Below are 18,465 nucleotides of genomic sequence, written 5' to 3'. Positions count from 1 at the left end.
GTAACTTGTGGATAACCTGAAGGGGTTCAAGCTGTTTTCCGGAAATTATTTGGGGGCGGCCACGGTGACCAGGGCGGGGCGCAGCACGCGCTCGGCGATCACGTAGCCTTTTTGCAGCACGGCCACCACGGTGTTTGGCTCTTGCTCGGCAGGCACCACGCTGATGGCCTGGTGCTGGTGCGGGTCGAATTTGTCGCCTGCGGCCGGGTTGATGGCCAGCACCTTGTTGCGCTCCAGGGCCGAGGTCAGCTGGCGCAGCGTGGCGTCGGCGCCCTCGCGCAGCTGCTGCGGGGTGGCTTCCTTGATGGCCAGTGCCGCGTCCAGGCTGTCTGCCACGGGCAGCAGGCTTTCAGCAAAGCTTTCGATGCCGAATTTGCGGGCCTTGGAGACCTCGTCTTCGGCGCGGCGGCGGGCGTTTTCGGCCTCGGCCTTGGCGCGCAGGAACTGGTCGGCCAGTTCTGCGCTTTTGGCCTTGATTTCGGCCAGTTCGCCCTGCAGGCGGGCCATTTCGTCAGAAGCGTGGGCGGCCATGGCGGCTTCGACTTCTTCGGGGGCAGGAGTGCTTTGGAGGGGGGATTGCTGGCTGTTATCGGACATGTCGGGATTTTTTGAAACGAACGGATACGCGAAAAGAATGGGGCGGGCGGCCTGTATTTCAAGGTCCGCGGTGGCACAACGCTGCTTTGGTCGGGCGAAATAACACCGCGGAGATGCATCGGTGAGGGTCTGAGTGTACAAGCGCCAGGATGCAGGCTATAATCGCCGGCTTTGCCTTGCCACACCGCGCAATCCACCAAGGATTGGGACGCAACGGGTGGTCTTACCCAGAAGGAGTATGCATGCGTCATTACGAAATCATTTTGTTGATCCATCCGGATCAAAGCGAACAAGTTCCAGCCATGCTGGAGCGCTACAAGGGCATGATCACCGCTGGCGGTGGCAAGGTGCACCGCGTGGAAGACTGGGGCCGCCGTCAACTGGCGTACCTGATCAACAAGCTGGCCAAGGCCCACTACCTGTGCGTGAACATCGAAGCCGACCAGGCCGTGATGGCTGAACTGGAGCATGCCTTCAAGTTCAACGACGCCGTGCTGCGCCACCTGACGGTTCAAAAGAAGAAGGCCGACACGGGCCCGTCTTCGATGATGAAGACCGTCGAGCGCGAAGAAGCCCGCAAGGTCAGCCAAGCCGAATACGCGGCTGCTGGCGAGCGCGGTGGTGATCGTGGCGAGCGTTCTGGCGATCGCTGATTGACAGTTCCGCCTGAGGAGTGGAAAACCGCGTTGTCTTGACCGCTTGTATCGCCGAGGCCGAGGCCTTGCGCTACACGCCCGCCGGATTGCCTGCCATTGCCTTGCGCCTCGAACACGAGTCAAGCCAGTCAGAAGCAGGTCAGCCCCGGGACGTCAAGGCCGCCATGAAAGCCGTTGCCTTTGGTGCAATGGCCGAGCGTCTGGCAAGGCAGAACATCGGAAGTCTCTGGACTTTCAGTGGGTTTCTGGCCACACCGCGCAACGGCAAGAACGCAGTGCTCCACATCCAGGATATTCAACAAAATTAATTTGCAAGGGGTCCGCAATGGCCACGTTCAAGAAGTTCAACAAAGACAAGCGCCCAAAGCGCAACACCCAGTCCCTGCTGTTCAAGCGCAAGCGCTTTTGCCGCTTCACGGTGACGGGCGTTGAAGAAATCGACTACAAGGATGTCGACACGCTGCGCGATTTCATCGCCGAAAACGGCAAGATCATCCCCGCGCGCCTGACCGGCACGCGCGCCATCTTCCAGCGTCAGCTGAACACCGCCATCAAGCGCGCGCGCTTCCTGGCGCTGGTGCCTTACAGCGACCAGCACAAGATCTAAGGAGCACAACCCATGCAAATCATCCTGCTCGACAAGGTTGTGAACCTCGGCAACCTGGGCGAAATCGTCAAGGTCAAGGACGGCTACGCCCGCAACTTCCTGATTCCTTCGGGCCGCGCCCGCCGCGCCACCGAAGCCAACAAGGCTGAGTTCGAAGCCAAGCGCGTCGAACTCGAAAAGGCCGCTGCTGCCAAGCTGGCAGAAGCCCAGGTCCAAGGCGAGAAGCTGGCCGGCACCACCGTCAAGCTGACGCAAAAGGCTGGCGTGGACGGCCGTCTGTTTGGTTCCGTGACCAACCATGACATCGCCGAAGAGCTGAACAAGCAAGGCTACAAGGTTGCCAAGGCCCAGATCCGCCTGCCCAACGGCCCCATCAAGGTCGTGAGCGACACCTCGGTAAGCGTGGCTCTGCACACCGACGTGGTCGTGGAAGTCAACGTGTCGGTCTACGGCGAAACCGCCTGATCGTCATTCGTGACTAGTCGCAAAAGCCGCCCTCGGGCGGCTTTTGTTTTTGGTGCGCTGCGTCCATACAGGGTCACCCACAGTCTGCCCCCTGGTTGTCCACAGGCTTGTCCCCATCCCGTCAGGCTGCTCTGCGCTAGCATTGAAAGCTTGCCCCAAGGAACCCCATGTCCGCTGTTTTCCCCCCGCTCGAAGACCACGGTTTCGCCCCGTCCATGCCGGACCGCGAGATTGCCCAGCTGCGCGTGCCCCCGCACTCGATCGAGGCGGAGTCGAGCGTGCTCGGCGGGCTGCTGCTCGACAACAACGCATGGGACCGCGTGGGCGATCTGCTCAAGGATGGCGACTTCTATCGCTACGAGCACAAGCTGATCTACGCCGCCATTGGCGGCCTGATCAATGGCAGCAAGCCGGCCGACGTGATCACGGTGTATGAACAGCTGCAGGGGCTGGGCAAGGCCGAGGAAATCGGTGGCCTGGGGTATCTGAACAACCTGGCGCAATATGTGCCCAGCGCCAGCAACATCCGCCGCTACGCCGAGATCGTGCGCGAGCGGGCCATCCTGCGCAAGCTGGTCACGGCCAGCGACGAAATCGCCACCAACGCTTTCAACCCGCAGGGCAAGCCGGTGGACAAGATCCTGGACGAGGCCGAGCAAAAGATCTTCAACATCGGTGAAGAGGGCTCGCGCATGAAGCAGGGCTTTCAGGCCATGGACACCCTGGTGGTGGACCTGCTCGACCGCGTGCAGGAGATGGCCGACAACCCCAACGACATCACCGGCGTGCCCACCGGGTTCATCGACCTCGACCGCATGACCTCGGGCCTGCAGGCCGGCGACATGGTGGTGCTGGCGGCGCGCCCCTCCATGGGCAAGACGGCGTTTGCCGTGAACATTGCCGAGCATGTGGCGCTCAACGAAGGCCTGCCCGTGGCCATTTTCTCGATGGAAATGGGCGCAGCGCAGCTGGCCGTGCGTATTGTGGGCTCGATTGGCCGCATCAACCAGGGCAACCTGCGCACCGGCAAGCTCAGTGATGAAGAATGGCCGCGCCTGACGGAAGCCATCGAAAAGCTGCGCACCGTGTCGCTGCACATCGATGAAACGCCTGGCCTCACGCCATCGGAGTTGCGCGCCAACGCCCGGCGCCTGGCGCGCCAGTGCGGCAAGCTGGGCCTGATCGTGGTGGACTATTTGCAGCTGATGAGTGGCTCCAGCGGCTCGCAGGGTGAAAACCGCGCCACCGAGCTGGGCGAAATCTCGCGCGGCCTGAAGATGCTGGCCAAGGAGCTGCAGTGCCCGGTGATTGCGCTGTCGCAGCTCAACCGCTCGGTGGAGCAGCGCACCGACAAGCGCCCCATGATGAGCGATCTGCGCGAATCCGGCGCCATCGAGCAGGATGCCGACATCATCATGTTCATCTACCGCGACGACTATTACAACAAGGACAGCAAGGAGCCGAACGTGGCCGAGGTCATCATCGGCAAGCAGCGTAACGGCCCCACCGGCACCGTGAAGCTGTTCTTCCAGAAGTCGCAGACGCGCTTCGAGAGCCTGGCGATGGGCTCGGGCGACGATTTCTAATAAAAATAGCTGCTAGCGCTTTCTAGGTAAGCGCTAGCAGCTATCAAAATTGAAGCATTTGTGCAGGGACCGACAGCGCTACTGCCGCAATGCCCACACGACCAGCCCCACGCATCCCGCCCCCAACACCGCGATGACTGCCGTGAGGCGCTGGTTGCGCAGGCGCAGCACTTCCACCGCCTGCACCACTTGGGCATTCTGTTCGGCCAGGGACTGGATCAGGACGGCGGACTCTTGCTGCTCCTGCTCCAGCCGTGCCACGCGTTCGCGCAATTGCTGCAGCTGCAGTGCGACCGGGGGCGAGACTGCTGCGTCGCCCGCACCCGCCAGCGTGCCCGCAGCGGCATCTGCTGTGCCCTGGCGCCTGCTGCCCAGCAGCTTCTTGGCTGCCTGCAAAATCTGGGGCGTTGCTTCCAGGACGTCGCCCCAGGGCACCAGCTTGAGGGCTGCAACCCAGCCGAGCGCCATCTTCAGAGTACCTCGCTGGCAAAGTCTGCCAGGCGTGAGCGTTCACCGCGTGCCAGCGTGATGTGGCCGCTGTGCGGCCAGCCCTTGAAGCGGTCTACGGCGTAGGTCAGGCCCGAAGAGCCTTCGGTGAGGTAAGGCGTGTCGATCTGCGCCAGGTTGCCCATGCAGATGATCTTGGTGCCCGGGCCGGCACGGGTGATGAGGGTTTTCATCTGCTTGGGCGTCAGGTTTTGCGCCTCGTCGATGATCACGTACTTGTTCAGGAAGGTGCGGCCGCGCATGAAGTTCATGCTCTTGATCTTGATGCGGCTGCGGATCAACTCATTGGTCGCCGCGCGGCCCCATTCGCCGGCGTTGCCGCCATCGCCCTTGGCCAGGAACTCCAGGTTGTCGTCCAGCGCGCCCATCCAGGGGCCCATTTTTTCCTCTTCGGTGCCGGGCAGAAAACCGATGTCCTCGCCCACGCTCACGGTGGCGCGGGTCATGATGATTTCGGTGTAGCGGCGGTCGTCCAGCACCTGCGTGAGGCCGGCGGCCAGCGCCAGCAGGGTCTTGCCGGTGCCGGCCGTGCCGGTCAGCGTGACGAAATCGACCTCCGGGTCCATGAGCAGGTTCATGGCGTAGTTTTGTTCGCGGTTGCGCGTGGTCACGCCCCACACCGCGTGTTTGGCCGAGCCATAGTCCTTGAGCGTCTGCAGCACCGCCGTCTTCTCGCGGATTTCGCTGACCCGGGCAAACAGGCTGGGCTCGCCCGGTGCCTCGAAGTAGACGAACTGGTTGATCAGCAGTTGCGGCACGATGGGGCCGCCGATGCGGTAGTAGGTGTGCGCGCCGCTTTGCCAGCTTTCCACGTTCTTGCCGCTTTTCACCCAGAAATCAGTGGGCAGGGCCAGCACGCCGGAGTAGAGCAGGTCGCCGTCTTCCAGTGTCTTGTCGTTCTGGTAGTCCTCGGCGTTCAGTCCCAGCGCGCGCGCCTTGACGCGCATGTTGATGTCCTTGGACACCAGCACCACCTCGCGCGGCGCATGCAGTTTGCGCAGGGCTTCCACCACGCCCAGGATCTGGTTGTCGGCCTTGCCTTGCGGCAGGCTGGTGGGCAGGCTGTAGTCGAGCGGCACTGTCTGGAAGAACAGGTGGCCGCCGGCGGCGCGCTGGCCAGTGGAGTCGAGCTTGAGGCCGTGTGCGATGTCGGCACCATGGACGCCTGCCAGTGCATCCAGCGTGCGGCTGGTCTGGCGGCCATTGCGCGCCACTTCGGTCATGCCCTTCTTGTGGCCGTCAAGCTCTTCCAGCACGATCATCGGCAGGAAGATGTCATGTTCCTCGAAGCGGAACAGGCTGGTCGGGTCGTGCAGCAGCACGTTGGTGTCCAGCACAAACAGCTTGGACGGCCCTTGTGGTGCTGATTTTTTGCTGCGCGAAGCAACGGGGGCCGTGGGCACGGTGGCGGCGGTTTTGCTGGAGCCGTTGCTGCGTGTCCGGCTGGTACGGCGCGCGGCCGGTGCGGGGGCGACGGCTGGCTCGGGGGCGGGTGCCGGTGTGCGTGACTTGGTCTCTACCTGGATGAGCGCGGGCGCCGCGGCCAGCTCGACGGCGGCGGCCTGGCTGCGTTCGCTCTTGCGGCCGACGCGGCTGGCCGGTTCTGCCTTGATGGCAACGTCGGGGAGCAGATTTTCCGTATGACGGGGGCGCGCGCTGGCTTCGTAGTCTTCGGGCGCAAGCAGGGCAGCGCGCCGGCTGGGGGCGGGGGGCAGGGGCATGTTGGCAGGGCCTCGGTCAGTGGGTGTTCAGAAAGCAAAAAGCCGCCTGGAGGCCAAGGCGGCTTGGGGGGGAGGAAAAAAGCGTGGCTGTTTTCAGAAGCATCGAACCATTATGCCCATTCACCATGTCGGACCGCGGAAGGTGTCCGCAGTCCGTGTGGGGGAGCCTGCAGCGTAGAGCTTCAGGCGGCCTTTTTCAGGGCCTTGATGGTCTTGACGGCCTTGAGCACTTCTTCCACGTGGCCTGGCACCTTGAGGCCGCGCCATTCATTTTGAAGAATGCCGTCGGGGCCGATCAGGAAGGTGCTGCGCTCAATGCCCTTGACCTTCTTGCCGTACATGATCTTGTTCTTGACCACGCCGAACATGTGGCACATTTTTTCTTCGGTGTCAGCGATGAGCTCGAAGGGCAGCTCCAGCTTTTCCTTGAACTCGTCGTGCGACTTCATGTTGTCGCGCGACACGCCGAAAACGGCAGCGCCCGCTTTCGCGAAGTCCTTGTACTTGTCCCGGAACTGCATGGCTTCCGTGGTGCAGCCAGGTGTGTTGTCCTTGGGATAGAAGTACAGAATCACAATCTGGCCGAGGTGGGAGGTGTTGGAGACCTTGATTCCGCCGGTCGCGTTGGCTTCAAATTCAGGGAGGGGTTTGTTGACAACGATCGCCATAGCACTTCAATCTCTCAGGATGTAGTCGTTGAAAAGCCGGGGGAGCTGGGGTGTTATTGATCTTGGTGGTGCCCCCGACCGCAACCCGTGATTTTACCCTGAAAACGCCCCAGGACCAATCTCCAAGGCCTTCTCTAAGACCCGGGTGATTCCAGGATGAGCGCGGCCACGACATTGCGGCCTTCGCTGGCGAGGATGTTGTAGGTGCGGCAGGCGGCGGGGGTGTCCATGGTTTCCAGGCCCAGGCGCCGGGCCATCAGCGGCTGCAGCCAGGCCGGCGGCGGAAAGCGGTTGCGTAGGCCGCTGCCAAAGACGATCAGTTCCGCTTCCAGCGTGGCCAGCTGGGCGAAATGGTCTGGCGTCAGGTCTTCGAAGCGGGCGCAGGGCCAGACCATGCGCAGGCCGCCCGAGCCCAGGATGATGCTGGTCGTGATCTTTTCCGCATCCACACCGATCCAGCCGGGGCCGTAGGCACGGATGGTCTGCGCGGTGGACGGTTCGGGCTGGAATTTCATGCGAGGGCTGGGTTGGGTTGGCGCGGGCCGCGGGGCGGGGCTTTGCGGGGCGCTGTGGCCTCTGGGGCGCGGTCGATCTGTGGTCAAATTATAGGTTTCGCCAAGGCGCCCCGGGCGCTGGCAGGTCTCTGGCCCCACCGCATTCCACCGTCAGCCCATGAAAACCGTCCACAAATCCGCCAAGCTCGCCAACGTCTGCTACGACATCCGGGGCCCCATCATGGACGCGGCCCGGCAGATGGAGGAAGACGGCCACAAGATCATCAAGCTCAACATCGGCAACCTGGCGGTGTTTGGCTTCGATGCCCCTGAAGAGATCCAGCAGGACATGATCCGCAACCTGCCCAATTCGGCCGGTTATTCGGACAGCAAGGGTATTTTCGCGGCGCGCAAGGCCGTGATGCACGAGACGCAAAAGCAGGGCATCAAGGGCGTCACGCTCGGCGATATCTACCTGGGCAATGGCGCCAGCGAGCTCATCGTGATGGCCACCAATGCGCTGCTCGACACCGGCGACGAGCTGCTGCTGCCCTCGCCCGATTACCCGCTGTGGACGGCGGCGGCCAGCTTGTCGGGCGGCACGCCCGTGCATTACCTGTGCGACGAAGCCAACGGCTGGATGCCGGACCTCGACGACATCCGCTCCAAGGTCACGCCCCAGACCAAGGGCATCGTGGTCATCAACCCCAACAACCCCACCGGCGCCCTGTATTCGGACGAGCTGCTTAAGGGCATCGTCGCCATCGCCCGCGAGCATGGCCTGGTCATTTTTGCTGACGAGGTGTACGACAAGGTGTTGTACGACGGCGCCAAGCACACGGCCATCGGCTCGTTGAGCGAGGACGTGCTCACACTCACCTTCAACTCGCTGTCCAAAAGCTACCGATCCTGCGGCTACCGCGCGGGCTGGCTGGTGGTGTCGGGCGACAAGAAACCCGCCCGCGATTACATCGAGGGCCTGAACATGCTCTCGAACATGCGCCTGTGCGCCAACGTGCCCGGCCAGTGGGCCGTGCAGACGGCGCTGGGCGGCTACCAGAGCATCAATGAGCTGGTGGGCGAGGGCGGGCGCCTGCGCAAGCAGCGCGACCTGGCCTATGAACTCATCACCGCCATTCCCGGCGTGACCTGCGTGAAGCCGCAGGCTGCGCTGTATATGTTTCCGCGCCTCGACCCCGTGATTTATCCGATCAAGGACGACCAGCAGTTCTTTCTGGAGCTGCTGCAGGAGACCAAGGTCATGCTGGTGCAGGGCACGGGTTTCAACTGGCCAGCTCCGGACCATTTCCGCATCGTGTTTTTGCCCCATGAGGCCGACCTGCGCGAGGCCATTGCTCGCGTGGCGCGCTTTCTGGCGCAATACCGCAAGCGGTTCGGCACCGACTGATACTCTTTTTTTGATAGCTGCTAGCGCTTGCTGTATAAGCGCTAGAGCCAATTTTGATTGATAAAACTCTCATGAAACCCATCCAAGTAGGCCTGCTGGGCATTGGCACCGTCGGCAGCGGCGTCTTCAACGTGCTGCAACGCAACCAGGAAGAAATCCGCCGCCGGGCGGGCCGTGGCATCGAGATCGCCATGGTGGCCGACCTCGACGTGGAGCGCGCGAAAAAGGTGGTGGGCGACGGCGTGCACGTGGTGAGCGACGCGCGCGCCGTCATCGCCAACCCCGAGATCGACATCGTCATCGAGCTGATCGGCGGCTACGGCATTGCCAAGGCGCTGGTGCTCGAAGCCATTGCGGCCGGCAAGCATGTGGTCACGGCCAACAAGGCGCTGCTGGCCGTGCATGGCACCGAAATTTTTGCCGCCGCATCGGCCAAGGGGGTGATGGTGGCGTTTGAAGCCGCCGTGGCCGGCGGCATCCCCATCATCAAGGCGCTGCGCGAAGGGCTGACTGCCAACCGCATCCAGTGGCTGGCCGGCATCATCAACGGCACAACCAACTTCATCCTGAGCGAGATGCGCGACAAGGGCCTGGACTTTGCCGTGGTGCTGAAAGAAGCGCAGCGCCTGGGCTACGCCGAGGCCGACCCCACCTTCGACATCGAAGGCGTGGACGCCGCGCACAAGGTCACGCTGATGAGCGCGATCGCCTTTGGCATCCCGGTGCAGTTCGACAAGGCCTATGTCGAAGGCATCACCCAGCTCAGCGCCACCGACATCAAATACGCCGAGCAACTGGGTTACCGCATCAAGCTGCTGGGCATCACCAAGCGCGTGGAAAGAACCGATGCCGCCGGCAAAGCCGTTGGTGGCATCGAGCTGCGCGTGCACCCCAGCCTGGTGCCGTCCAAGCGCCTGATCGCCAATGTGGAAGGCGCCATGAATGCCGTGGTGGTGCAGGGCGACGCCGTGGGCGCCACGCTGTACTACGGCAAGGGTGCGGGCTCCGAGCCCACCGCCAGCGCCGTGATTGCCGACCTGGTGGACATCACGCGCCTGCACACCGTGGACCCGCTCAACCGCGTGCCACACCTGGCCTTCCAACCACACACGCTGGACCAGGCCATGAACGAGCTGCCCGTGCTGCCCATGAGCGAAGTGGTCACCAGCTACTACCTGCGCCTGCGCGTGGCCGACCAGGCCGGTGTGTTGGCCAAGGTGACTGGCATCCTGGCCGGTGCCGGCATCAGCATCGACGCCGTGCTGCAGCGCGAGGCCGACGAAGTGGGCGGCGAGGGCTCCACGCAGACCGACCTCATCATCCTCACGCACGACACGCGCGAAGGCACCATGAACGACGCCATCGCCCAGATGCAGGCCCTGCCCACGGTGCTGGCCCCCATCACACGCATCCGCAAGGAAGAGCTGAACTGAGCGCCGCAAGCACAACGAGCACAACGAGCACAACGAACGCCATGCTGTACCTCTCCACACGCGGCCACCCCGACCGCAAGCATTTCTGCGACATCCTGCTCGAAGGCCTGGCGCCCGATGGCGGCCTGTACCTGCCCGAGCATTACCCGCAGGTGGACGACGCCGCCCTCACGCGCCTGCGCAAGGCCTACCACGAGCAGGGCTACGCTGAGCTGGCGTTCCAGATCCTGTCGCTCTACATCGACGACATCCCCGCCGCCGACCTGAAAGCCCTGTGCGCCAAAACGTACACCGCTGAAGTGTTTGGCACCGGCGAGATCGTGCCGCTGCGACACCTCGAAGACGGCCTGTGGCTCGAAGCCCTGTCCAACGGCCCCACGCTGGCTTTCAAGGACATGGCCATGCAGTTGCTGGGTAACCTGTTCGAGTACGAATTGAAGCGCCGTGGCGAGCAGCTCAACATCCTGGGCGCCACCAGCGGCGACACCGGCAGCGCCGCCGAATACGCCATGCGCGGAAAAGAGGGCGTGCGCGTCTTCATGACCAGCCCGCACGGCCGCATGAGCGCCTTTCAGCAGGCGCAGATGTTCAGCCTGCAGGACGAGAACATCCACAACATCGCCATCGAAGGCGTGTTCGACGACTGCCAGGACATCGTCAAGGCCGTCAGCAACGACCTGAACTTCAAGCGCCAATACAAGATTGGCACCGTCAACTCCATCAACTGGGCGCGCCTGTTGGCGCAGGTGGTGTACTACTTCGCGGGCTATCTGCAAGCTACGGAAACCAACGACCAGAAGGTCAGCTTCACCGTGCCCAGCGGCAACTTTGGCAACATCTGCGCCGGCCATGTGGCGCGCAGCATGGGCCTGCCCATCGACAAGCTGGTGGTGGCCACCAACGAAAACGACGTGCTCGACGAGTTCTTTCGCACCGGCGTGTACCGCGTGCGCAGCAGCGCCGACACGCACGAAACATCGAGCCCCTCGATGGACATCAGCAAGGCCAGCAACTTCGAGCGCTTCATTTTTGATCTGCTCGGGCGCAATGGCCAGCGCACCAAGGCCTTGTTCAGTGCCGCCTTGCAAACCTATGGCCGGTTCGATCTGAGCGCCGACCCGCTGTTTGCCGACGCTGCGGCCAAATACGGCTTTGAAAGCGGCAAGAGCACGCACGCCGATCGCCTGGCCACCATCCGCGACACCTACAGCCGCTTTGGCGTGACCATCGACACCCACACCGCCGATGGCGTGAAGGTGGCGCGTGAGCACCGGGGCAACCCGGCGGTGCCGATGATCGTGCTGGAAACGGCCCTGCCCATCAAGTTTGCCGAGACCATCCAGGAGGCCCTGGGCCATGCGCCCGAGCGGCCCGAAAAGTTTGCCGGCATCGAGGCGTTGCCCAAGCGCGTGCAGGTCATGCCGGCCGATGTGCTGCTGGTCAAGGCGTATATCGAACGGCATTGCCAGTGAGCGGCGGGCAAGCGTGCAGCGGCCACCATGGATTTGAATGAAAAATGCCCCTAGCGCTTGTCTGTAAAGCGCAGGCAGCTATAAATAGCATAGCTATTCAGAGGAGCATTGGATGAAGGTTGTAGGCTTTGCCGGTTTCTCCGGCAGCGGCAAGACCACGCTGGTCGAGCAGGTCATCCCCGAGCTGCGGCTGCGCGGGCTGCGCGTGTCGGTGGTCAAACATGCGCACCACAGTTTCGACATCGACCATGCGGGCAAGGACACTTACCGCCACCGCGAGGCGGGCGCCTTCGAGGTGGTGGCGGCGTCAGACCGGCGCCTGGCCCTGATCCGCGAGTTCGAGCAACCCGCCCAGCTCAGCGTGCACCAGTTGCTGGCCGAGCTCTACCAGGGGGTGGACTGGGTGCTGGTCGAAGGCTTCAAGGAAAGCGATCTGCCCAAGATCGAGGTCTGGCGGGCCCCCGAGCCCGGCCAGGTGGCCCGGCCGGTGCGCTACCCCAACGACTGCTTCATCGTGGCCGTGGCCACCGACGCCCCCGGGCAGCTGCCCGTGCCCACCCAGCGGCCCGTGCTCGACCTCAACGCGCCCGCGCAGGTGGTGGACTGGCTGCTGCAGCACGCCGACCGCTTTGACTACCAGTGGGACCTGCACGGAGACCTGTTGCCATGCGCCCCCCAATGAAGCCGCTCAAACCGCTTGATGACGCACTGGCCGATCTGCTCGGCCATGCCACGCCGCTGGCCGGCGCCGACACCGTCACCACCTTCGATGCCGACGGCCGCGTGCTGGCGCAGGACTGCACCTCGGTGCTGCAGGTGCCGCCGCAGGACAACAGCGCGATGGACGGTTACGCCGTGCGCTGCGCCGATGTGGCGGCTGTGGGCGTGGAACTGCCCGTGTCGCAGCGCATTGCAGCGGGCAGCGCGGGCGAGCCCCTGCAGCCCGGCACGGCCGCGCGCATCTTCACCGGCGCCCCCGTGCCGGCGGGCGCCGACGCCATCCTGATGCAAGAAGACTGCAATGCACTGGAAGATGGCCGCGTGCGCATCAACGCCGTGCCGCGGCCGGGCCAGTGGATTCGCCGCGCTGGCGAAGACATCACGCGCGGCGCCGTGGTGCTGCAGGCCGGCACGCGCCTGACGCCCGCCGAGCTGGGCCTGGCCGCCAGCATCGGAATGCACCAGCTGCAGGTGGCCCGCCGCCCGCGCGTGGCGCTGTTCTCCACCGGCGACGAACTGGTCATGCCCGGCGATGTGCCGCCCGCGCAGATGCGCCCTGGCGCCATCTACAACAGCAACCGGTTTTTTCTGCGCGCCATGCTGCTGCGCCTGGGCTGCGAGGTGACGGACTTCGGCATCGTGCCCGACCGGCGCGACACCACCATCGACGCCCTGCGCCAGGCCAGCAACGTGCACGACCTGATCCTGACGAGTGGCGGCGTGAGCGTGGGCGAGGAAGACCACATCAAGCCCGCTGTGGAAACGCTGGGCACGCTCGATTTGTGGCAGATCGCCATGAAACCCGGCAAGCCGTTTGCCTACGGCCAGATTCCGCGCGACAACGGCCGCGCGCATTTCATGGGCCTGCCGGGCAACCCGGTGTCGAGCTTTCTGACTTTTGCGCTGCTGGTGCGGCCGTTTGTGTTGCGGCTGCAGGGCGTGCACAGCGTTGCTCCTCAAACCATAGCTGCCCGTGCTGATTTCACCTGGGCTAAGGCCGATAAACGCCGCGAATTTTTGCGCGTGCGGCACAACGCGGCGGGCGGGCTCGACCTGTTCAACAACCAGAGCTCGGGCGTGCTCACCTCGGCCGCCTGGGGCGATGGCGTGGTGGACAACCCGGCCGGCCAGACGATTGCCGCCGGTGACACCGTGCGGTTCATCGCGTTTTCGGAGCTGCTGTCATGAAGGTTACCGTGCGTTATTTTGCCTCGATCCGCGAGGCCATTGGCCAAGGCAGCGAGGCGGTCGATACCTCTGCCGCCACGCTGGGCGCGCTGCGCGACGAACTCATCGCCCGTGGCGGTGCCCATGCCGCCAGCCTGGCCCGCGGCAAGGCCGTGCGCCTGGCGCTCAACCAGGTACTCAGCGACGAGTCGGCTGCCCTGGCCGACGGGGCCGAAGTCGCCTTCTTTCCGCCGGTGACGGGCGGCTGACAGCAATCTGTTTTAGCGCGCCGGTGGCTGCAGGGGCGCGTCTGCTGCCGGCTCTGGCTGCGGCGCCCGCAGTTCCGGGCAGGGCCACGCCAGCAACTCGGCCAGCCGCGTGACGATCCAGGTGGCTTCGGGCGCCGATACGCCCGATTCGGCCGTGCACAGGCCGGCATGGATGCGCCGCAAAATCTCGGCCTCGGACGGCGCCTGTACGTGGTACAGCGTCTGTGCGTGCTCTACCAGGTGGCCTGCCAGGTCTTCGCACAGCTCATAGCGGGTGCGCACCCCATTGGCCTTTTCAGTCAGCCGCCCGCGGGCGTCGCTGTACACCGCCATGAAGGAGGGCGGGACGTGGATCTGGTTGTCGTCGTCCATGGGCAATGCTCAGTCGGGGGTGAACAGCCGCTCGAATTTCACCCCATCGGCCGCCAGCTCGAACGTCACCAACTGCCCCATCTTCATGTCCGACAGCCGGCAGGCCGCAAACAGGGTGTATTTGCCGGCCAGGTGCATGCTGGGCAGATCGATCAGTGCATAGGGGTGGGGCACAAACACTTCGTGCTCGAAGACGGCGTTGCGGTGCTGGTTGCGGGGTGACGGAAACAGCTTGTAGCTGGCGGTGGTGATGGTTTGCGTGGCCATGGGCGGGTTGGGGTTACAGTGCGGGCGAATGCTACAGACAATCCCTTTTCCCTTCAAAAAACCTTCCCATGGCACGAACCAAGAGTGAATGGCCCGCCAAGGTGATGGCGCTGGTGCGCAGCGGCAACCTGGCGGCGGCTTCGGCGCAGATCAAGGTGGCACCCAGCGTGGGCGACGTTACGCGCTTGCAGGGGCTGTTGGCCCAGCTGCCGCCATCGCCCGCGCTGCAGCAGCTGCAGCAGGTGGTGGAGGAAGAGCGTGCGCTGCTTGCCGCACCGCGCCTGCACCGTTCGCCGTGATGGCTGATGCGATCGTCCCGCCCATGATTTCGCCCGTTGTTGAGCCTGCCATGAACCTGCCCCGTGTATCCATCCAGACGCAAGACTTTGATGTGTCTGCCGAACTCAACGCCCTGCGGCGTGGTGACAAGGGCGTGGGGGCGGTCTGCAGCTTTGTGGGCACGGTGCGCGACCGCAACGAGGGCGACGCCGTGGCCTCGATGGAGCTGGAGCATTACCCCGGCATGACCGAAAAATCCATCGAAGCCATGGTGGACGAGGCCTTTGGGCGCTTTGACATCTTTGGCGCCCGCGTGATCCACCGCGTGGGGCTGCTGCAGCCGCTCGACCAGATCGTGCTGGTGGCGGTGACCAGCGCCCACCGGGGCCAGAGCTTTCAGGCCTGCGAGTTCTTGATGGACTACCTCAAGACCCAGGCGCCGTTCTGGAAGAAAGAGCAGACCGCGCAGGGCGCCCGCTGGGTGGACGCGCGCGTGAGCGACGACGCCGCGCTGGCGCGCTGGGGCATCACGGCGAGCAATGCCTGAAGCCCGTATCGCTGCCCCGAACTGAAAATTTGGATGAAATTGCCCGCAAGCGCTTGTTGGTAAAGCGCTGGTAGCTATCAAAACAGTAGTTTCGACGGCGATGGCGCCTGGATGATTCACTGATGCAGGTCAATCCTGCCGCCGCGGCACTGTCTTGAAATCAGGCACACACTGCCTCAAGTGCTCTGCAATTCGGAGGATATGGACCATGCGTCTCGACAAATTCACCACCAAGTTCCAGGAAGCCCTGAGCGACGCGCAAAGCATTGCGCTGGGCAATGACCACGCCTACATCGAGCCTGTGCATGTGCTGCAGGCCATGCTGCAACAGGACGACGGCCCCAAGGCGCTGCTGCAACGTGCCGGGGTCAATGTGCCCGGCCTGCTGGCGGCAGCCGAGGCGGCCGTCAAGCGGCTGCCGCAGGTGCAAGGCAACGACCAGGTGCAGGGCGGGCCCGAGCTGGGCCGCGTGCTGCAGGCCACTGAAAAAGAAGCCATCAAGCGCGGCGATCAGTTCATTGCCAGCGAGCTGTTTTTGCTGGCCGTGATCGACAGCAAGGGCGAGGCCGCGCGCATCGCCAAGGAAAACGGCCTCACGCGCAAAAGTCTGGAAGCCGCCATTGACGCCGTGCGCGGCGGCCAGAAGATGGACAGCGCCGAGGCCGAGGGCCAGCGCGAAGCCCTCAAGAAATACTGCATTGACCTGACCGAGCGCGCCCGAATGGGCAAGCTCGACCCGGTGATCGGCCGCGACGATGAGATCCGCCGCGCCATCCAGGTGCTGCAGCGGCGCACCAAGAACAACCCGGTGCTGATCGGCGAGCCCGGCGTGGGCAAGACGGCCATTGTTGAAGGCCTGGCCCAGCGCATCGTGGCCGGCGAGGTGCCCGAGTCGCTCAAGGGCAAGCGTGTGCTGAGCCTGGACATGGCGGCGCTGCTGGCCGGGGCCAAGTACCGTGGCGAGTTCGAGGAGCGCCTGAAAACCGTGCTCAAGGAATTGGCGCAGGACGAAGGGCAGACCATCGTTTTCATCGACGAACTGCACACCATGGTGGGCGCCGGCAAGGCCGAGGGCGCGATGGACGCGGGCAACATGCTCAAGCCCGCGCTGGCGCGTGGCGAGCTGCACTGCGTGGGCGCCACCACGCTCGACGAATACCGCAAATACATCGAAAAAGACGCGGCGCTGGAGCGGCGCTTTCAGAAGATCCTGGTGGGCGAGCCCACGGTGGAGGCGACGATTGCCATCCTGCGCGGCCTGCAGGAAAAATACGAGCTGCACCATGGCGTGGAGATCACCGACCCGGCCATCGTGGCCGCGGCCGAGCTCAGCCATCGCTACATCACCGACCGCTTCCTGCCCGACAAGGCCATTGACCTTATCGACGAGGCGGCTTCCAAGATCAAGATCGAGATCGACTCCAAGCCCGAGGTGATGGACAAGCTCGACCGCCGGCTGATCCAGCTGCAGATCGAGCGCGAGGCCGTGCGCCGCGAGAAGGACGAAGCCTCGCAAAAGCGCTTTGGCCTGATCGAGGAAGAGATTGCATCCCTGCAAAAGGAAATTGCCGACCTTGACGAAATCTGGCAGTCCGAGAAGGCCCAAGCCCAGGGCAGCCAGCATGTGCGCGAGCAGGTCGAGCAGGTCAAGCAGCAGATCGAGGAACTCAAGCGCAAGGGCGACTTCAACAAGGTGGCAGAGCTGCAATACGGCAAGCTGCCCGAGCTGGAAAAGCAGCTCAAGGAAGCCCAGGCCAAGGAAGAAGGCAAAGATGGTGCGGCCCAGCCCAACCGCCTGCTGCGCACCCAGGTGGGCGCCGAGGAAATCGCCGAGGTGGTGAGCCGCGCCACCGGCATTCCCGTGGCCAAGATGATGCAGGGCGAAAAAGACAAGCTCTTGCAGATGGAAACCCGGCTGCACGAGCGCGTGGTGGGCCAGAACGAGGCGATTGCCGCCGTGGCCAACGCGATTCGCCGCTCGCGCTCGGGCCTGTCGGACCCGAACCGCCCCACGGGCAGCTTTTTGTTCCTCGGCCCCACGGGCGTGGGCAAGACCGAGCTGTGCAAGGCGCTGGCGGGCTTTTTGTTTGACAGCGAAGACCACCTGATCCGCATCGACATGAGCGAGTTCATGGAAAAGCATAGCGTTGCGCGCTTGATTGGCGCGCCTCCGGGCTATGTGGGCTATGAAGAGGGCGGCTACCTCACCGAGGCCGTGCGCCGCAAGCCCTACAGCGTGCTGCTGCTCGACGAGGTGGAAAAGGCCCACCCGGACGTGTTCAACGTGCTCTTGCAGGTGCTGGACGACGGCCGCCTGACGGACGGCCAGGGCCGCACCGTGGACTTCAAGAACACCGTGATCGTGATGACGAGCAACATCGGCTCGCACCTGATCCAGGCCATGGTGGGGCAGGACAGCGAGGACATCAAGGAAGCGGTGTGGGGTGAGCTCAAGAACCATTTCCGGCCCGAGTTTTTGAACCGCATCGACGAGACCGTGGTGTTCCACGCGCTGGACGCGCAGCACATCGCCAAGATCGCCAAGATCCAGCTGCAGCTGCTGCAAACCCGGCTGGCGAAGATGGATTTGGAATTGCAGGTGTCGGACGCGGCCTTGGCAGAATTGGCCAAGGTGGGGTTCGACCCGGTGTTTGGTGCGCGGCCGCTCAAGCGGGCCATCCAGCAGCGCATCGAGAACCCGCTGTCCAAGCTGCTGCTGGAAGGGCGCTTCCCGCCCAAGAGCGTGATCCCGGTTGGTGTCGATCCGGTGCTGGAGCCCGGCGTTTTCCACTTCGGCACACCCGTGTCGGCGTGATGGCCAAGGAGGTTGTTTGAATGATTTTTTGACGGGCCTGGCCCGCTGGTTCATCCGGGCCGTGTTGGTGGTGGCCGGGCTGGTGATGTTTCTGAGTTTGCTGGCTGCCATGCTGGTGCTGGCGCTGGCCTGGGGGTTGCGTGCGTTGTGGGCACGCCTCACCGGCCGGCCCGTCATGCCCTGGACCCTGCGCGTCGATCCGCGCACGGGCTGGCGCACGGTGTACCGATCCACCGAGCGCTGGTCGGCGGCGCGTCCCCCGCCTGCCGCCGACACGCCCGCACGCCGCGCGGGCGTGCTGCCCGGCGCTGATGATGTGGTGGATGTGGAACCGCGCGAACGGCGGTAAAGCCGGAAGTGGGTAAGAAACAGTTCTTACGTTTCAGGCGCTGGGCGGCCTTCTATGATGACCGCC

Annotated in this window: 22 protein-coding genes; 15 read left to right on the top strand and 7 right to left on the bottom strand. The window is 64.0% G+C overall.

The window, feature by feature from the left end; translation table 11 throughout:
* Positions 1 to 45: 45 nt before the first annotated feature.
* Positions 46 to 597: a nucleotide exchange factor GrpE gene (gene grpE, locus J8G26_RS06695; protein ID WP_210568351.1), complete on the bottom strand. Its 552-nt coding sequence runs from the start codon at positions 595 to 597 to the stop codon at positions 46 to 48.
* Between the two features lie 242 nt (positions 598 to 839).
* Between grpE and rpsF the strand changes: the two genes are divergently transcribed.
* From rpsF to dnaB, 5 genes are all read left to right on the top strand, one after another.
* Positions 840 to 1,250, top strand: coding sequence for a 30S ribosomal protein S6 (gene rpsF, locus J8G26_RS06690; RefSeq protein ID WP_086927867.1), 411 nt, complete (start codon positions 840 to 842; stop codon positions 1,248 to 1,250).
* A 20-nt stretch (positions 1,251 to 1,270) separates the two neighbouring features.
* Positions 1,271 to 1,561 (top strand): primosomal replication protein N, encoded by a 291-nt coding sequence (gene priB / locus J8G26_RS06685; protein WP_087744402.1) that lies wholly within the window; start codon positions 1,271 to 1,273, stop codon positions 1,559 to 1,561.
* A gap of 17 nt (positions 1,562 to 1,578) precedes the next feature.
* Positions 1,579 to 1,860 (top strand): 30S ribosomal protein S18, encoded by a 282-nt coding sequence (rpsR, locus tag J8G26_RS06680; RefSeq protein ID WP_005795932.1) that lies wholly within the window; start codon positions 1,579 to 1,581, stop codon positions 1,858 to 1,860.
* Between the two features lie 12 nt (positions 1,861 to 1,872).
* Positions 1,873 to 2,325 (top strand): 50S ribosomal protein L9, encoded by a 453-nt coding sequence (gene rplI, locus J8G26_RS06675; protein WP_087744403.1) that lies wholly within the window; start codon positions 1,873 to 1,875, stop codon positions 2,323 to 2,325.
* Positions 2,326 to 2,492: 167 nt separating this feature from the next.
* Positions 2,493 to 3,911, top strand: a complete 1,419-nt coding sequence (gene dnaB / locus J8G26_RS06670; protein ID WP_087744406.1) for a replicative DNA helicase — start codon at positions 2,493 to 2,495, stop codon at positions 3,909 to 3,911.
* 78 nt (positions 3,912 to 3,989) lie between these two features.
* On the opposite strand, the gene J8G26_RS06665 is transcribed toward dnaB, so the two are convergent.
* From J8G26_RS06665 to J8G26_RS06650, 4 genes are all read right to left on the bottom strand, one after another.
* A complete protein-coding gene (locus J8G26_RS06665; protein WP_210568350.1) occupies positions 3,990 to 4,379 on the bottom strand; it encodes a hypothetical protein in 390 nt (129 codons plus the stop codon).
* A 2-nt stretch (positions 4,380 to 4,381) separates the two neighbouring features.
* Positions 4,382 to 6,139 (bottom strand): PhoH family protein, encoded by a 1,758-nt coding sequence (locus J8G26_RS06660; RefSeq protein WP_210568349.1) that lies wholly within the window; start codon positions 6,137 to 6,139, stop codon positions 4,382 to 4,384.
* A gap of 182 nt (positions 6,140 to 6,321) precedes the next feature.
* Positions 6,322 to 6,807, bottom strand: a complete 486-nt coding sequence (locus tag J8G26_RS06655) for a peroxiredoxin (RefSeq protein ID WP_087744413.1) — start codon at positions 6,805 to 6,807, stop codon at positions 6,322 to 6,324.
* A 134-nt stretch (positions 6,808 to 6,941) separates the two neighbouring features.
* Positions 6,942 to 7,322 carry an Mth938-like domain-containing protein gene (locus tag J8G26_RS06650; protein WP_087744415.1) on the bottom strand — a complete coding sequence of 127 codons (381 nt, stop codon included), beginning with the start codon at positions 7,320 to 7,322 and terminating at the stop codon, positions 6,942 to 6,944.
* Between the two features lie 157 nt (positions 7,323 to 7,479).
* Between J8G26_RS06650 and J8G26_RS06645 the strand changes: the two genes are divergently transcribed.
* The 6 genes from J8G26_RS06645 to moaD all read left to right on the top strand — a co-directional run bounded on the left by J8G26_RS06645 (position 7,480) and on the right by moaD (position 13,770).
* On the top strand, positions 7,480 to 8,709 hold the full coding sequence (locus J8G26_RS06645; RefSeq protein WP_210568348.1) for a pyridoxal phosphate-dependent aminotransferase: 1,230 nt from the start codon (positions 7,480 to 7,482) through the stop codon (positions 8,707 to 8,709).
* Between the two features lie 71 nt (positions 8,710 to 8,780).
* Positions 8,781 to 10,142, top strand: a complete 1,362-nt coding sequence (locus tag J8G26_RS06640) for a homoserine dehydrogenase (protein WP_210568347.1) — start codon at positions 8,781 to 8,783, stop codon at positions 10,140 to 10,142.
* Positions 10,143 to 10,183: 41 nt separating this feature from the next.
* Entirely contained in the window at positions 10,184 to 11,614 is a 1,431-nt protein-coding gene (gene thrC, locus J8G26_RS06635) for a threonine synthase (RefSeq protein WP_210568346.1), read from the top strand.
* A 112-nt stretch (positions 11,615 to 11,726) separates the two neighbouring features.
* A complete protein-coding gene (gene mobB / locus J8G26_RS06630; protein WP_087744422.1) occupies positions 11,727 to 12,296 on the top strand; it encodes a molybdopterin-guanine dinucleotide biosynthesis protein B in 570 nt (189 codons plus the stop codon).
* Positions 12,281 to 13,522, top strand: a complete 1,242-nt coding sequence (gene glp, locus J8G26_RS06625; protein WP_210568345.1) for a gephyrin-like molybdotransferase Glp — start codon at positions 12,281 to 12,283, stop codon at positions 13,520 to 13,522. The genes mobB and glp overlap by 16 nt, the downstream gene beginning before the upstream one ends.
* Positions 13,519 to 13,770 (top strand): molybdopterin converting factor subunit 1, encoded by a 252-nt coding sequence (gene moaD / locus J8G26_RS06620; RefSeq protein ID WP_087744426.1) that lies wholly within the window; start codon positions 13,519 to 13,521, stop codon positions 13,768 to 13,770. Before glp ends, moaD begins: the two co-directional genes overlap by 4 nt.
* Before the next feature lie 12 nt (positions 13,771 to 13,782).
* Here moaD and J8G26_RS06615 read toward each other — a convergent pair whose 3' ends face one another.
* Positions 13,783 to 14,142, bottom strand: coding sequence for a hypothetical protein (locus J8G26_RS06615; protein WP_087744428.1), 360 nt, complete (start codon positions 14,140 to 14,142; stop codon positions 13,783 to 13,785).
* Between the two features lie 9 nt (positions 14,143 to 14,151).
* Positions 14,152 to 14,409, bottom strand: coding sequence for a hypothetical protein (locus J8G26_RS06610; protein ID WP_086913004.1), 258 nt, complete (start codon positions 14,407 to 14,409; stop codon positions 14,152 to 14,154).
* A gap of 68 nt (positions 14,410 to 14,477) precedes the next feature.
* Between J8G26_RS06610 and J8G26_RS06605 the strand changes: the two genes are divergently transcribed.
* The 4 genes from J8G26_RS06605 (at position 14,478) to J8G26_RS06590 (ending at position 18,399) form a co-directional block, all read left to right on the top strand.
* The gene (locus tag J8G26_RS06605; protein WP_086913003.1) at positions 14,478 to 14,708 is read left to right on the top strand and encodes a hypothetical protein; all 231 of its coding nucleotides are present in this window, start codon (positions 14,478 to 14,480) and stop codon (positions 14,706 to 14,708) included.
* A 50-nt stretch (positions 14,709 to 14,758) separates the two neighbouring features.
* Entirely contained in the window at positions 14,759 to 15,235 is a 477-nt protein-coding gene (locus J8G26_RS06600) for a molybdenum cofactor biosynthesis protein MoaE (protein ID WP_198314764.1), read from the top strand.
* 208 nt (positions 15,236 to 15,443) lie between these two features.
* Positions 15,444 to 18,050, top strand: a complete 2,607-nt coding sequence (gene clpB / locus J8G26_RS06595) for an ATP-dependent chaperone ClpB (RefSeq protein ID WP_087744429.1) — start codon at positions 15,444 to 15,446, stop codon at positions 18,048 to 18,050.
* A gap of 16 nt (positions 18,051 to 18,066) precedes the next feature.
* Positions 18,067 to 18,399, top strand: a complete 333-nt coding sequence (locus J8G26_RS06590) for a hypothetical protein (protein WP_087744431.1) — start codon at positions 18,067 to 18,069, stop codon at positions 18,397 to 18,399.
* Positions 18,400 to 18,465: the final 66 nt, after the last annotated feature.

Source organism: Acidovorax sp. JG5 (assembly GCF_017939685.1).
Taxonomy (GTDB): Bacteria; Pseudomonadota; Gammaproteobacteria; order Burkholderiales; family Burkholderiaceae_C; genus Acidovorax.
Note: the sequence above shows the minus strand (reverse complement) of the source record. Positions and strands in the feature narration are given on the sequence as shown.

Excerpts from the sequence above, each read along its gene's own strand:
- J8G26_RS06650 (WP_087744415.1), bottom strand. The coding sequence starts at position 7,322 with ATGAAATTCCAGCCCGAACCGTCCACCGCGCAGACCATCCGTGCCTAC.
- glp (WP_210568345.1), top strand. The coding sequence starts at position 12,281 with ATGCGCCCCCCAATGAAGCCGCTCAAACCGCTTGATGACGCACTGGCC.
- dnaB (WP_087744406.1), top strand. The coding sequence starts at position 2,493 with ATGTCCGCTGTTTTCCCCCCGCTCGAAGACCACGGTTTCGCCCCGTCC.
- J8G26_RS06615 (WP_087744428.1), bottom strand. The coding sequence starts at position 14,142 with ATGGACGACGACAACCAGATCCACGTCCCGCCCTCCTTCATGGCGGTG.
- J8G26_RS06640 (WP_210568347.1), top strand. The coding sequence starts at position 8,781 with ATGAAACCCATCCAAGTAGGCCTGCTGGGCATTGGCACCGTCGGCAGC.
- J8G26_RS06645 (WP_210568348.1), top strand. The coding sequence starts at position 7,480 with ATGAAAACCGTCCACAAATCCGCCAAGCTCGCCAACGTCTGCTACGAC.
- mobB (WP_087744422.1), top strand. The coding sequence starts at position 11,727 with ATGAAGGTTGTAGGCTTTGCCGGTTTCTCCGGCAGCGGCAAGACCACG.
- rpsF (WP_086927867.1), top strand. The coding sequence starts at position 840 with ATGCGTCATTACGAAATCATTTTGTTGATCCATCCGGATCAAAGCGAA.
- rplI (WP_087744403.1), top strand. The coding sequence starts at position 1,873 with ATGCAAATCATCCTGCTCGACAAGGTTGTGAACCTCGGCAACCTGGGC.
- grpE (WP_210568351.1), bottom strand. The coding sequence starts at position 597 with ATGTCCGATAACAGCCAGCAATCCCCCCTCCAAAGCACTCCTGCCCCC.
- clpB (WP_087744429.1), top strand. The coding sequence starts at position 15,444 with ATGCGTCTCGACAAATTCACCACCAAGTTCCAGGAAGCCCTGAGCGAC.
- J8G26_RS06665 (WP_210568350.1), bottom strand. The coding sequence starts at position 4,379 with ATGGCGCTCGGCTGGGTTGCAGCCCTCAAGCTGGTGCCCTGGGGCGAC.
- moaD (WP_087744426.1), top strand. The coding sequence starts at position 13,519 with ATGAAGGTTACCGTGCGTTATTTTGCCTCGATCCGCGAGGCCATTGGC.
- rpsR (WP_005795932.1), top strand. The coding sequence starts at position 1,579 with ATGGCCACGTTCAAGAAGTTCAACAAAGACAAGCGCCCAAAGCGCAAC.
- J8G26_RS06660 (WP_210568349.1), bottom strand. The coding sequence starts at position 6,139 with ATGCCCCTGCCCCCCGCCCCCAGCCGGCGCGCTGCCCTGCTTGCGCCC.
- J8G26_RS06605 (WP_086913003.1), top strand. The coding sequence starts at position 14,478 with ATGGCACGAACCAAGAGTGAATGGCCCGCCAAGGTGATGGCGCTGGTG.
- J8G26_RS06655 (WP_087744413.1), bottom strand. The coding sequence starts at position 6,807 with ATGGCGATCGTTGTCAACAAACCCCTCCCTGAATTTGAAGCCAACGCG.
- thrC (WP_210568346.1), top strand. The coding sequence starts at position 10,184 with ATGCTGTACCTCTCCACACGCGGCCACCCCGACCGCAAGCATTTCTGC.
- J8G26_RS06610 (WP_086913004.1), bottom strand. The coding sequence starts at position 14,409 with ATGGCCACGCAAACCATCACCACCGCCAGCTACAAGCTGTTTCCGTCA.
- J8G26_RS06600 (WP_198314764.1), top strand. The coding sequence starts at position 14,759 with ATGAACCTGCCCCGTGTATCCATCCAGACGCAAGACTTTGATGTGTCT.